14 protein-coding genes are annotated in these 13927 nt (G+C 37.8%); 3 read left to right on the top strand and 11 right to left on the bottom strand.

Features of this window, described 5'->3' with window-relative positions; translation table 11 throughout:
• Positions 1–542 precede the first annotated feature (542 nt).
• On the top strand, positions 543–1721 hold the full coding sequence (locus JOD18_RS20505) for an ElyC/SanA/YdcF family protein (protein ID WP_204670992.1): 1179 nt from the start codon (positions 543–545) through the stop codon (positions 1719–1721).
• 138 nt (positions 1722–1859) lie between these two features.
• On the opposite strand, the gene JOD18_RS20500 is transcribed toward JOD18_RS20505, so the two are convergent.
• Entirely contained in the window at positions 1860–2543 is a 684-nt protein-coding gene (locus JOD18_RS20500; protein ID WP_204670991.1) for an MgtC/SapB family protein, read from the bottom strand.
• A gap of 232 nt (positions 2544–2775) precedes the next feature.
• Positions 2776–3207 (bottom strand): MBL fold metallo-hydrolase, encoded by a 432-nt coding sequence (locus JOD18_RS20495; RefSeq protein ID WP_204670990.1) that lies wholly within the window; start codon positions 3205–3207, stop codon positions 2776–2778.
• Between the two features lie 229 nt (positions 3208–3436).
• Here JOD18_RS20495 and JOD18_RS20490 point away from each other — a divergent pair, with 229 nt between their 5' ends.
• Positions 3437–3979 (top strand): type 2 periplasmic-binding domain-containing protein, encoded by a 543-nt coding sequence (locus JOD18_RS20490; protein ID WP_204670989.1) that lies wholly within the window; start codon positions 3437–3439, stop codon positions 3977–3979.
• Between the two features lie 299 nt (positions 3980–4278).
• Here JOD18_RS20490 and JOD18_RS20485 read toward each other — a convergent pair whose 3' ends face one another.
• The 6 genes from JOD18_RS20485 to dnaX all read right to left on the bottom strand — a co-directional run bounded on the left by JOD18_RS20485 (position 4279) and on the right by dnaX (position 8615).
• Positions 4279–5238 (bottom strand): nucleotidyltransferase domain-containing protein, encoded by a 960-nt coding sequence (locus JOD18_RS20485; protein ID WP_204670988.1) that lies wholly within the window; start codon positions 5236–5238, stop codon positions 4279–4281.
• A 118-nt stretch (positions 5239–5356) separates the two neighbouring features.
• Positions 5357–5617: a pro-sigmaK processing inhibitor BofA family protein gene (locus JOD18_RS20480; RefSeq protein WP_204670987.1), complete on the bottom strand. Its 261-nt coding sequence runs from the start codon at positions 5615–5617 to the stop codon at positions 5357–5359.
• 92 nt (positions 5618–5709) lie between these two features.
• Positions 5710–5925 carry a YaaL family protein gene (locus JOD18_RS20475; RefSeq protein ID WP_204670986.1) on the bottom strand — a complete coding sequence of 72 codons (216 nt, stop codon included), beginning with the start codon at positions 5923–5925 and terminating at the stop codon, positions 5710–5712.
• A gap of 16 nt (positions 5926–5941) precedes the next feature.
• Positions 5942–6538, bottom strand: a complete 597-nt coding sequence (recR, locus tag JOD18_RS20470; protein WP_204670985.1) for a recombination mediator RecR — start codon at positions 6536–6538, stop codon at positions 5942–5944.
• A gap of 11 nt (positions 6539–6549) precedes the next feature.
• Positions 6550–6873 carry a YbaB/EbfC family nucleoid-associated protein gene (locus tag JOD18_RS20465; RefSeq protein WP_204670984.1) on the bottom strand — a complete coding sequence of 108 codons (324 nt, stop codon included), beginning with the start codon at positions 6871–6873 and terminating at the stop codon, positions 6550–6552.
• Positions 6874–6905: 32 nt separating this feature from the next.
• Entirely contained in the window at positions 6906–8615 is a 1710-nt protein-coding gene (gene dnaX / locus JOD18_RS20460) for a DNA polymerase III subunit gamma/tau (RefSeq protein ID WP_204670983.1), read from the bottom strand.
• A gap of 433 nt (positions 8616–9048) precedes the next feature.
• Between dnaX and JOD18_RS20455 the strand changes: the two genes are divergently transcribed.
• On the top strand, positions 9049–10449 hold the full coding sequence (locus JOD18_RS20455) for a Glu/Leu/Phe/Val family dehydrogenase (RefSeq protein WP_204670982.1): 1401 nt from the start codon (positions 9049–9051) through the stop codon (positions 10447–10449).
• 649 nt (positions 10450–11098) lie between these two features.
• On the opposite strand, the gene garR is transcribed toward JOD18_RS20455, so the two are convergent.
• Genes garR through JOD18_RS20440 form a run of 3 tightly spaced genes read right to left on the bottom strand, consistent with a single transcriptional unit; the run spans position 11099 to position 13889 of the window.
• Positions 11099–12010: a 2-hydroxy-3-oxopropionate reductase gene (gene garR / locus JOD18_RS20450; protein ID WP_338029584.1), complete on the bottom strand. Its 912-nt coding sequence runs from the start codon at positions 12008–12010 to the stop codon at positions 11099–11101.
• A 23-nt stretch (positions 12011–12033) separates the two neighbouring features.
• The gene (locus JOD18_RS20445) at positions 12034–12918 is read right to left on the bottom strand and encodes a carbohydrate ABC transporter permease (protein ID WP_204670980.1); all 885 of its coding nucleotides are present in this window, start codon (positions 12916–12918) and stop codon (positions 12034–12036) included.
• 23 nt (positions 12919–12941) lie between these two features.
• Entirely contained in the window at positions 12942–13889 is a 948-nt protein-coding gene (locus JOD18_RS20440) for an ABC transporter permease (protein ID WP_204670979.1), read from the bottom strand.
• Positions 13890–13927: the final 38 nt, after the last annotated feature.

Raw genomic sequence — 13927 nt, 5'->3', positions numbered from 1 at the left:
TATAGTTGTCTTGTGCTCGCTTTTGACAAGCTAGCATATTGCTTTTTTCTTCTTTTACATACTGGTTGTTTTGTTCAGTTTTCAATGATCAATGTAATTCTTTCGTCGTTTTTGGCGACCTCTTAAATATATCACATACACTTTTTGAAGTCAACAACTTTTTTAAAAAAACTTATTTAGGTTGTTTCATGTAAAAAAGCGACTTTTACATTCTGTCATATTCAATTAAGAAAAGCAAGTCTTTTTTTATTATCTTAGTATGAACTTTTTATAGAATGACTATGCAGATATTATCCTCCCTTCTTATTTCTTTTAATTTAAAAGATCCACTGTTGATAGTCTCAGAGCAAGTATGATACAATTACGGAAACATAAAATAGGTTATCATGTGACTAACTCGATTAGGCATGGTGAGTATATTGGCCTTTAAAAGCTGATGTTCTCACTATGCCTTTTTTTATTTATCTAAAACAAAGGGGGGTAGAAGGAACAGCTGGTTATGACCTATTTTATTAAAAATCATTTCAGGAGGCTTTAAATTAATGAAAACGAAATTTTTAACCTTATTGTTCAGCATATTTTTAATAGCTGGTTTAGCAGCATGCGAAAATGCAGAAAATGATACAACTGAGCAGACAGACTTGTCGGGTAACACAAGTACAGAGGAAACCGACGCAGAAGAACAAGATGTGGATGAACTCTTTAACCAAATTAGAAACAATTCTCCTACCAGCGAACGTATTCAAGCCTTAAAAGATATTGCAATGCATTACTATTGGTATGGCGGTGATTTAAAAGAAGCGGAAGCAGAAGTATTTAAAGGCATTACCTTACACGGTGACTATGATGTTGTTGAAGAAGCGTTTAAACAAGCAATAGCTATCGAACCACATGATATGGACTTAAAATTTGCTCTAGCCTCCGCTCAAATTTTGCAAACAGAGGTCTCAGAAGCTTTAAACACTTATGAAGAAATCATAAATTATGACGAAGAGTATTTTAATGCTTGGTTAATGCATGGAATTTATTCAAAACTAGAGGAAGATAACGAAACTTTCGAAACCGATTTTGAACAATTAAAAGAGTTAGATGAAATAAAAGCCGAGGAATATGCGGACAGAATCACTATGGTTGATGAAATAAAAGGAGTTACATTAGAAACCGAGATACCCAGCGATTTAAATGAGGAAAATCATGCCTTTGTTCTTCTAGGATATGCACTTTCTGATGATGGAGAAATGGAAGATACGCTCCTTAAGAGACTAGAGGTTGCTAAAGAAGCTGCCGAGGCCTATCCTAATTCAAAAATTATTGTATCTGGCGGTGTACCAAAACAAGGAATTACAGAAGCCGATGTCATGTTTGATTGGCTTGTTGAAAATGGCATTGAAGAAGAGCGGATTATTAAGGAAGAACTTGCCACCGATACTATCGAAAACGCATTATTCTCTATGAACATTGCTAAAGAAGAAGAAATCAAGGATATTACCGTCATCTCCAGTGCAACACATATGAGAAGAGCTTTAGTTATTTTTAATGAAGTAAATAATATGCTGCAAAAACAAGGAGAAAATATCGAACGGGATATCAGCAATCTAGTTTACATGGATTTCGATAATGAGGAAGAAGCTGAAAAAGCTACGAAAGATGAGGAATTGGTGATCTACCGTGACTTAATTCGCGCAAGTGGTATTTGGCAGTTCCCTGGCATGCAAAGATAAGCAGTATTTTAAACAAAGCGCTGGGCACAGTCAGTGCTCAGCGTTTATCAATTAGAGACCAGCAAGGTAAAAGGAATGGTCTCTTTATTGCTTCATCTAAAGAGATCAAGGAAAACCCCTGCCGGTAAACACCTCCATTTACGTGGTTTCTACTTCTATTTTTTTAACTGTAGGAATACCTCGGATGATCGAATAAACATCATTGGCGTTTAAACTTTGGTGAAGTGTAATATTTAACTGCAATAAACGCTCATTCTTATCTACATCCTTCACTCTCATCTTATTTATAATCATGTCATGTGACTTCATTTTCTGCAGCACATTATCAAACACATTTTCTTCGTTCGAATAAATCGTAACCTTTAAGTCTTGTCGATTAAATTGTTTTGGTCCAAACTTTTTCACTAAATATGGAAGCACCTCTACACTAAACAAAATAATGAGTGCCCCAATAATCGACTCCAAATAAAAACCAGCCCCGGCGCCGATACCTAAGCCAGCAGCTCCCCAGATAATGGCGGCAGTCGTAATGCCGGAAATCACATTATCTCCTCGTTTCAAAATTACCCCGGCACCTATAAAACCAATACCACTCACTATTTGTGCCGCTAAACGCATCGGATCCGTTCGCATCGTATGGGTCATTTCCCCATATCTTACCGCCGCCTCAATGGAAATAATAGTTAACAAACAGCTGGATACTGAAATGACAATACATGTTTTTAACCCAAGTGGCTTATTCTTCAACTTCCTCTCCAACCCGATCATAATCCCTAATAAAGCAGCTAATCCAAGCCTAAGCAAACTTGTTCCTATGTCCATTTTTTTCTCTCTCCTAATGATACTCTTCTAAAAGGGTAATACCCTTCTATTCCATACCTATACAGAATAGGAATAATTAATGAACACAAATTAGTGTTTCATCATTATTCCTATTCTGGGTTATCACAATTAAAGTAACTGAAGAATTCGCTTACATTCCTTTAATATTAAGTATACATCATGGAGGCGGTGAAAATCCAATAAGGCACACACATAGTGATTATTATTTTTTCTATAGCTGAATCATCATCCCATCATACGCAACATTAATTTTTCCTTTTTTAAGACAAGCATTCATAATTAGTTGATCATAAGGTTCACCATCACTTAAATGCACCAAAATCACTTGTTCTATATCTTGCAAAGGATGAAAGTCGATTATTTCCCTTAAACTCGTATGATAAGGCAATTTTTCCTGTGCAGTGGTTGCTTCATGTATAAGAAAATCAACCTTTTTAAAATTTTTAATAATTGGATTGATGGACGTATCGGATGAATATACGATTATCTTCTCTTTGCATTCGATGAGTAACCCGACATTCGGCATACCATGTATTGCCGGAAATGTAGTAATAGAAAGTTCTTCCTCTGTTAATATTTTATTTTCCTTTTCCCAATCAAAGGTTTGAATCTCGATTTTAATTGAGTTTAACCATGTATCCACCTCTATTGCTGCCTAGCTAATATGCTATAGTAATGGATTTGTAATTATCCAATCAAAATGCCGATTATCAAAAGCAATCAAAAACTAAACATTCTAATGTTACCAAGTCCTTCAACAGAAGGGTTAAAGAAATTGATACCACACTTCAAGAAAACGACAGGAATTAGTAAATATATGGAGTATTATTAAATATTGGAACGTACAAAAATATGACATCATCCGAATAGATATGGCAAGCCTGCCTTGGTTTGCTGAAAATGCTTTTAAGCCCTTAAACGATCATTTAAAGGAGTTAGTTTTTAATTATCCTCAATTGATTTTGGACCACTTTTCTATAGTAAAGGGGACACCATTCGCTGTTCCTTTAGATCCTAGTATCCAGATGCTGTTTTATCGCAAAGATATCTTTCAAGACTCTATGGTCAAGCGTATGTTTTATGAGAAACATAAACAAGAATTAAAACCGCCCGTAATTTTTGAAGAATATAATCGCATAGCACAATTTTTTTCAGAAGATTTTTCTACTGCCAATATGGAATTACAAGGAACTTGTGTCACAACTGGCAATACAGAAATTATCGCATCTGAGTTTTTACTAAGGTATTATGCAGAAAGTGGTTCGCTATTTCAATCTAACAATAAAATAGGCCTAGACAAAGACAAGGCTCTTAAGGCCTTCAAAACCTATTTTGACAGCCTAAATCAAGCGCTGAATTTATCTGCTAATTGGTGGGATGCGTTACTGAATTTATCAAAGGAAATGTGGCTATGATCATTGTTTATATGAACCTTTTTTCGGGAATCAATCAAAACACTGATTTTCCCTCATTCGGTTATTCAGAAGTACCAGGCGGAAAGCCATTATTAGGAGGAGGATCTTTAGGAATCTCTAAATTGACTTAAGAAGGGTGGAGAAGATTATAGGACTTGGTGTGAAAAATGTCCTCCACTATATTATGAATATCGATCAAGCAATCACCTATATTAATGACCGCTTAGCAAAGGAAGTACATCCGAAGTAGTATGGACAAAGCCCCGCATTTAGTTGTTTCTCTCTAACATGCGGGGCAATTAAACAATTGCCTTCTCTATCAACTTCTTACTTAATTTATTTAATGCCTGTACTTGCCGCTGCTTTAAAGGAAGAAATAAGCTGGTAGTCAAATTCTGTTGTAATGAGCTCGGCAGTTCTGACAGATAATGATCAAGCACTTTACCTCTTGATGTTGCGAAATATAGTCCCAAGGCTTCTCCAGACATTTGCCAGTATGTATGAAAATACTGCCTCTTATCACTTAATCTCTTTATTTTCTGTTCACAGAGCCCATGGTGGAGATCAGCTAATTCATAATGATTATAGCCTGCTGCTCGTAAGAAATCCCGGTACTCACGCAATACCAGAGATATCTTCGCAGGAGTCAGTTCACCTGGGACAGAAATGATTTGCTGAAATGCTGTTAAATCATATTGCTCTTCCATAAAAGGAAGCAGTGCACCTGTAGCAACAGAATGCTTCTCGAGAAACAGAAGTAAAAAGGCAGCCTCTGTCCATGCACCCGCAGCTGCAATATGGGCGGCATAATCAAATCCTTGTTCACTAAAGGCATATGCTGTTTGAGACCTTTCTTCCACTATACTTTTCACTTGTTTTATCATTTGCTGCTTTCCTTGATCGGAAAGCAAATAACTCTTTGCCCAATCTGTTAATTCTTGATAATGGTGCGCGGAGTCTGTGATAATAACTGTTTCGATAAAAGACCGATAATCCCATGGGTTGGCAGTAATCTCTTCCTGAAGTGGCAGTTCTTTTCCCCCTTGGATATGTAGTTGTAAAATTTCTCCCTGGTAATAAGTATCCATGGAATATGCAGAGGCTTCTCCTTCCAGATAAACCGTTAAATCGGCATCACTATACTGATCTGCCTCTCCCCTGGCAACCGATCCATGCAGACTAGCATATAAAACAGGCTTTTCCCATTCTTGAATATATTTTTTGGCCAAATCCGTTAAATATTTACTTCGATAAGACATGCTCTATCCCCCTCTCTCAAATAGGCAAACATAAAAAAAACCAAGAAAATCTCTTGGTCAACAGACGCCTAGCAAGAAGGTAAACAGGTGCTGCTTTAGTTTCGTTTCTCTCTTTTCCTCATATTACCCAAAAATGCAGAGCCGTTAAACACACAATACCCGGAATCCCCAGTATACCGGCAATACCAGCCGTAAATAGGTTAATAGGCACATAGAGTCCAAAAGATGCACCTAACAAATTAACAAAAAATAAAAACAAGACACCGATTGTTATTTTCATCACTATGCGCCCGCTGCCTTTAACCAGATTGGCAGGTATGCCCTTTGCCAATAACAGCCCGATCAGAATAACTATTCCGCCAATAATCCACCAATTCATAAACCCGTCTCCTTTTCTCTATCAAGGTTGTATTATATATATATGAGACGAGCCCATGAAATATACCCCTTACAGGCAGAGGTACATTGTCTTTATTTGATGGCAGACAGCTTCTGGGCTTTGGCTTCTCTTAATAAGTAAAAATATTTCACCTTAGTAATAGCCAGATCAAATTGCCCTTGCTCTGTTGGTTCGATGCTGCGTTGCATAATGTCTTCTAAGTATGACCATTCCTTTTTCATATGAAAAATCTGATCCAATAGTTGCTGGTTAAATTCTGTCTTCTTGATTTTTTTTGAACGAAACATATCTCTCACCTACTGTTTAGACTTCTCTTCTTCCTTCCAGCGCCTTCGACAACGTGACTTCATCCGCATATTCCAGATCGCCTCCCATTGGCAAGCCATGAGCAATTCTCGTTGTTTTAATACCAGACGGTTTTACTAACCGTGATATATACATTGCCGTTGCTTCCCCTTCAATATTCGGGTTCGTTGCCAAAATCAGTTCCTTGATTTCCTCATCCTTCAGGCGGTTGATTAAGGAAGCAACATTAATATCTTCCGGACCAATACCATCCATTGGGGAAATAGCCCCGTGTAATACATGATATTTGCCATTAAACTCTTTCATTTTCTCCATGGCAATTACATCCTTTGGATCTTGGACAACACAGATAACCGATTGATCACGCAAATCATCTTGACAAATCGCACATGGATCTGTATCTGTAATATGACCGCAGACACTGCAGTGTGTCAGCTCCCGCTTGGCGGTAGCTAAGGCCTTGGCAAAATCAAGCACATCATCTTCTTTCATACTCAAAACAAAAAATGCCAGGCGGACGGCGGTTTTGGGACCGATTCCTGGCAATTTAGTAAAGCTGTCAATCAGCTTTGATATCGGTTCAGGATAATACATAAAGAACCCTCCTAGAACATGCCTCCAGGTAAATTTAATCCTTTTGTGAATTTACCCATGGTGTCGTTCGTTTTATCTTCTACTTCTTTTAACACTTCGTTTGTTGCGGCAATAATTAAATCTTGCAGCATTTCCACATCATCTGGATCTACTACTTCTTCTTTGATTTCAATATCTGTAATCTCTTTCTTTCCATTAGCAACTACTTTAACCATTCCACCGCCGGCTGTTGCCTCAAACGTCATTTCCTGTAATTCTTCTTGTGCCTTCAGCATATCTTTCTGCATTTTCTGCATTTGCTTCATCATCTTGTTCATGTTTCCTCCACCACGCATGGTAATACCTCCTAATATTTATCTTTTATTTTTTAATCATGTATTTCTAACAGGTCGTCTCCAACTAGTTCCCTTGCCGCATCTATTAATGGATCGGCTGACTCTTCCGCTGGGGAAGTCTCCGGTTGATCGGCTGATTCCTGTTGCTTCTGTTTACGAACATATTCTTCCCGCAGACCGGTCCATTCTGTTTCTGGAATAGGAATAAAGCTAAAGGTCTGACCCATTGTTTCTGCTAACATTAATTCTATCGTTTGTTTATGTTCTAATGCAAGTGAACAATGTATCTCATAACGAAAAGCAATCACTACTACATCCTCGGAAGCAGCACTTGGCTTACTGTTTTGAATCGTTGCATGTGCTGGTGCACTCTGACGCTTTAATGCCTCCATAAACGATGACCATTGAGAACGGACCTTTTGGAGAGCAGGTTTAGAGGCCTCATTTAATACATGCCGTATGCGGTCAAAAGGTACCTTGTAGCTATTACGTGTTGCTGGTGCATTTCGTTTCTGTTTTGCTTGCTGTGCCGCTTGGGACGGTTGGGACGGTTGGGAAGGCGGCTGAGATTGTATCTGCTGCAGCTGCTGTTCTAATTGTTTGATACGTTCATTCAATTGTTCAACTTGCGGTATAGATGTTACGGACTTGCTGGCTGGGTCTTGGCTGCAAATTTTTAATACAGCTACTTCGATAAATACCTTAGGACTATTGGTCCATTTGATTTCCTGCTGACACTGATTAAGTTCTTTGATCGCCTGTTGAATCCAATGAGAATCCAACTGCTCTGCCAGCTGCTGGAACATATCATCTACGATCGCTCGTTCTAACACATCAGCAAGGCTTGGTGCTGTTTGGTATAAGAGTAAGTCACGTAAATAATAAATTAAATCAAAGACAAACCTGCCGGGATCTTTCCCATCCTGAATCAAATGGTCAATCTCTATAATAGCTTGATTGACATCATTTGCCTGCATCGTTTGGACAACCTTGGCTAGTTTGGCCTGAGAGACAGATCCTGTAACAGCTAAAACGTCCTCCACCTCAACTTGATCTTCACTATAGGATATCGCTTGATCTAAAAGGCTAAGTGCATCACGCATACCACCTTCTGCTGCTAAAGCAACAGCTTCTAAGGCTTCATCACTTACCAAAATACCTTCCGCCTCAATGATACGCTTCATTCGCTCTACTATCGCTGCTTGTGCAATTCTTTTGAAATCAAAGCGCTGACACCTCGAAATTATCGTTAATGGTATCTTATGCGGCTCAGTGGTAGCCAGAATAAAAATGACATGCTTTGGCGGTTCTTCCAGCGTTTTGAGCAATGCATTGAAGGCACCAATGGACAACATATGCACCTCATCAATAATATATACCTTATAAGTCACGACGCTCGGTGCATATTTTACTTTATCACGAATATCACGAATCTGCTCTACCCCATTGTTTGAGGCAGCATCAATTTCGACTACATCGGAAATTGAGCCATCCTGAATTCCTTTACAAGCGTCACATTGATTGCACGGCTCCAAGGCAGGTCCATTTTGACAGTTTACCGCCTTGGCAAATATCTTGGCAGCACTTGTCTTACCCGTTCCTCGGGGACCTGAAAAGAGGTAAGCATGGGTAAACTTGTTCTGCATAATCGCATTTTGCAAAGTACGGGTAATATGCACTTGCCCTACTACATCTTCGAAATTCTTTGGACGCCAGACGCGATATAATGCTTGATAGCCCATAACGTTTCCCCTTTACTAAATAAATTCCTCATTATTATATTGTAGCAAATTAACCCTTGAAAAACGAGTGAAAATATCCTGACATATAGAAAGGTTGTTGTTACTTAGTCCGTTTACCTCTTGCTTCCTAACCATATGAAGCCATGTTTCTTGCAAGAAGTTTATTATTTCCTGAAAAAAAGCATAGGATATTACGAATACCACTCGAAACAGCAGTTGTTACTTTTCTATTGACATTTGTTATGAGAGTTTGTTGTACTGATAATGAAGGCGGTTACTCATGTCATCATAAAGTTAAGATGTCCTTCAAAAAGGCCTATTTTCCTTGCCGATGGTTCGCGTGAAACTTATCAAGGCGTAACAACCTTGATAAAGTGGAAGACTACTTAAATATAACGGAGTCAAAAACTACTTTCATCAAGGAGGAATTTTCATGAAACGAAAAGAAACACAGGCATTAATTGAAATGGTAATGAGCAGCTTAAGTCATCAAGACAATTTCTTAGGGATTTCTGATCCAGAGAAGCGAAAAACCATCTGTGGATCTGCCAAGGAAATTATTAAGACAACCGACAAAATCATTAAATGTTACATAAGGGTTTCCACAGAGAAAAATGGCATCGTCCGTATACCCGCTTACCGTGTACAGCACAACAATATCAGTGGCTACTATAAAGGTGGAATTCGATTTAGCGAAGTGGTAACAGAGGAAGAAGTAGAGAACTTAGCCATTTTAATGACCTTAAAAAACGCACTGCATCGGCTTCCTTTCGGCGGTGCCAAAGGCGGGGTACATATTAATCCCCGTTTGGTATCAGAGAGAGAACTTAATCTGATCAGCAAAAAATATGTACAGAATTTCTCCCGTGATATCGGGCCAAATCAAGATGTACCTGCCCCTGACCTAGGAACCAATGAAAAAGTGATTGACTGGATGGTAGGAGAATATAAAACCATTAATCCAGGAAAACCCTATGCAGGATCCTTCACTGGTAAAAGTGTTGCTAATGGCGGGGTCAAAGGCAGGCGCGAATCAACAGGAAGGGGAGTGTTTCTAAGTTATTCCTGGTTAATCGATCATTGGGCCAAACAGTATGACAAGAATCAAGCCATCCCGCGTACTAAACAATGGCAGACACTCCAAGCCCTGCGTCAAAAGACGAAAGAAGGAAAAAATATTAGAGTAGCTATCCAAGGCTTTGGCAATGTGGGAAGTGTATCCGCTCAAGAAGCGGTTCAATATGACAAGAATAAATACACTGTCGTCGCCGTAGGGGATCATGCAGTTACATTATATCATCCAGATGGCTTAGATATTGAGGCCTTAATTACCTTTACTAATCAATCTGGCGGTGATCTGCCTACAAATGCTGCTGAATTAAAACAGGCAGGCATTAAAGCAACGCTCCTGCCGGCAACAGCTGTACTTACTGCAGATTGCGATATTCTCGTTCTGGCCGCGATTGAAGGGCAGGTTCATAAAGAGAATATGGATCAAGTGCAGGCCTCGGTATTAGTAGAAGGAGCCAATGCACCGATCTCTACGGAGGCCGATAACTACCTCGAAGCAAAAGGGGCTGTTATCATACCAGATATCCTTGCTAATGCAGGGGGAGTAATTGTCTCCTATTTAGAATGGAAACAAACACTTGCTGTCCATAACTTTACAGAAGAAGAAATTATTGCAGCGATGTCTAAACAGATGATCACTACCTTCCAAAATGTATATGACAGCTACTTTCTTTCTAATGAATATTCGATGAGATATACCTGTTATTTGTTATCCTTAGAAAGACTGACTACCTTATTATATCGGCATGGCAAGCTCTTTTAAATACCTAAATTAAGAAGCAAAAGACTACTCACCAAACAAGCGGTAAATGGATTAGCACCATAATCGTTATTCAGAATGTAATGGTAAAATCCAATTGTTGAGGGTGCTTTGCTTGATTGTTTCTGTGATAAATGCCTTCCTATTATCCGTGGTGAGTTATTTTTGACTGCCGCTGATGTTAGTTGGGCTTTTTTTATGGTTATGCAATTGTTACAGTGGTGTATGGAAAGTTAGCCGATTGAAAGTAAATGGTTGCAATAAAATAAGCGATAATGAATGCCATATCACTTCTAACGCTCTTCTCAATATGATTCGGTGATTTGTCCGAAGAAATTTTTTAACTATTTAAACGGTCTTGTACTATTTGCAGTCTTTTTTCAAATTTTTCACCCCCTCCATAAATTAAAAGACAACCTTAATAGATACATAGCAACACATTCTGCCGTGATCTATTAAAGATTGTCTCATTGACTCAAAACCATTTCTTATCTACTTGCCTTCTTAATTATAGAGAGCTTTCATTGAACCGCCATAAAACAAAAGTAAATATATTGTAAACGATAAAGCGGGCTTATCGGTATTAGCCGTTATCCCCCCTTAGACTACTTTAACATCTCTCCAAGTCTGGAAGTGAAGAGCTTACGGAAGATTAGTTTTCAGCTTTATAGTCTTGACCCTTTAGTAACTGAAAAGAAGAGAGCTTTTCAAAATATTTTAGTAATGCACTATGATCACTTTTTTCTTGCCTATCTTTTATTAACTCATCAACAAATTCTGTTACCATTGAGGTTAGTGGCATTTTATAATTTATTGAATCAGCAGTGCTTAGAACATTATCTAAATCTTTCTTATGTAGCTCCAACGTAAACCCTGGTTCATAATTATTTTCCATCATCATAGGAAACTTTGCGTTTAATACATTACTTCCAGCTAAACCTTCATTAATTGCCTTATAGATATCCGGAGGATTTACTCCACACTTTGCACCTAATAAAAGCGCTTCCGATATAGCTGCAATATTTAGCGCAACGATCGATTGATTGACTAGTTTAACTACATTGCCACTCCCGATTTCTCCAACTCGTGTGACAGTTTTACCCATAGCAGATAATATGCCGTAGCATTTAGAGAAATCCTCTTTATTAGCTCCAACCATGATGGCCAAAGTACCTTCTTTAGCTCCTGGTTCTCCACCACTTACTGGTGCATCTATCATAGCAATGTTCTTTTCATGAAGAACACCAGCTATTCTTTTAGCAACAATAGGTGAAATTGAACTCATATCAATTACTGTATTCCCTGGCGATAATCCTAGAATTGCCCCATCTTCCCCTAATAGAACTTCTTCCACATCAGGGCCATTCGGTAACATAGTTATGAGTACATCCACCTTATTAGCAACTTCTTTAGGAGAATGACCAAATTCTGCTCCTTCTTCTGCTAGCTCAAGAGTTGCTTCTCGACTTCTATTATATATAACTAATTGATAACCACTTTTAATTAAATTTTTAGCCATTGGTTTTCCCATTATACCAAGACCTATAAAACCAATACGTTCCACATTATCACCTCTTATTTTCATAATTAACCCTTAATAGAACCGAGCATAACACCTTTCGCAAAATGCTTTTGCAAGAATGGGTAAACTATTAATATGGGCAGCATTGATAAGACAATAGATGCCATACGAATCGTTTCAGAAGGAGGTTGAGTTGAATCATCACTAACTGCTCCACTAGATGCTGCCCCTATTGCTTCTGAATCAATTACAAGGGATTTAACTAAAACTTGCAAAGTCCATTTCTCAGAATCAGTTAAATAAACTAATGCTTGGAAATATTGATTCCAATGTGCAACAGCGAAGAATAAGGTAAATGCAGCAATTACTGGCATACTTAAAGGCAAAATCACTTTTAAAAACACACCTAGTTCATTGCAGCCATCTATAATCGCGGCTTCCTCAAGTTCTGTTGGTAAATTATCTATGAAACTTTTGACTACAATAAGGCTCCATGCATTGGTTAAATTAGGTAGTATGAGCGCCCATAATGAGTTCAAAAGCCCTAATTCTTTTACGAGCAAATAATTAGGTACAATCCCAGCACTAAAAACAAGCGTAAAAATAACACACCCCATCATAAACTTCATTCCAGGAACTTTCTTTTTTGTTAAAGCATAAGCCATCGTCAACGTAAAAAGTAAATTTAGGATGGTACCAACAACTGTAATAAAAACTGTACTCATCAAAGAATTAATAAAACTAGCAGTAGATAGAATATATTTGTATGCTGCTAGAGACCAATTTTCTGGGAAGAGGTAAAGTTTTAAAGGGATATATGATTCAGGATCTGTAAATGAAACACTGAATACATAGACAAAAGGGAACAAACTTATGATTGCTATGATCGCCAATAAGACGTAATTAATCCAGTCAATGGTTGTTAATCTTTTTTTATAAACAAAGCTCAACTTATAAACCCTCCGTTAAATATTTAGTATAAACCTTCATAACCCATGCGCTTCACAATTCGGTTTGCTGCAACCACTAATATTAAGCCTACTACTCCTTTAAACATCCCTACCGTAACCCCAACACTTATCTGTCCGCGTAAGATTCCTTGTGTATAGGCATAAGTATCAAAAACTTCTGCAACATCACGAACAACAGGACTGTACATGAGTAAAACTTGTTCGAATCCTATATCCATCATACTACCAAGACGCAGTATCAAGAGAATGATTATGGTAGGTCTTATAGCTGGCAGTGTAATATGCCATATTTGTCTCAGTCTACTTGCACCATCCATCACTGCTGCTTCATATCGTTGTGGATCTACACCTGCTATAGCTGCCAAAAATATAATCGTACCCCATCCAGCATCCTTCCAAATGCTTTGAAGAGTTAGTAATATCCAAAAGTACTTTGAATCTGACATTAAGGCTACTTGATTCATACCTAGTTGATTCAATAACTTATTTAATACTCCTACATCGGCAGACAACATAAAATATGTCATACTTACCACGACAACCCATGATAGAAAATGAGGTAAGTAAACGATAGATTGGTTTACTCGTTTAAAAACTTCATGCCTAACTTCATTAAGCATTAAAGCTAGAATAATAGGAAGGGGAAAATAGAATACTAAACTAAAAATATTGATCACTAAAGTATTTCTAAACATCATATAAAATTGCTCACTAGTAAACAAATCTTTAAAGTTTTTGAGTCCAACCCATTCACTACCAATAATCCCTTGAAAAGGGTTATACTCTTGAAATGATAGAATTAACCCCCACATCGGAATAAATTTAAAAATAATTAAGAATAAAAAACCAGGCATTACGAGTAAATATACATATCGGTATCTTAGTATCCTTTTTAATAACCCATTTGCTTTCGAAGATATATTTTGTGTTTCCATTCCTAATTGGTTCATATATCCTTCTCCCTCCAAGGAATTACTGAATTACCCTC

The sequence above is a fragment of the Gracilibacillus alcaliphilus genome, from assembly GCF_016909015.1.
GTDB lineage: Bacteria > Bacillota > Bacilli > Bacillales > Amphibacillaceae > Gracilibacillus > Gracilibacillus alcaliphilus.
The sequence above is the reverse complement of the archived record's forward strand: the minus strand, read 5'-3'. Positions and strand labels throughout refer to the sequence as shown.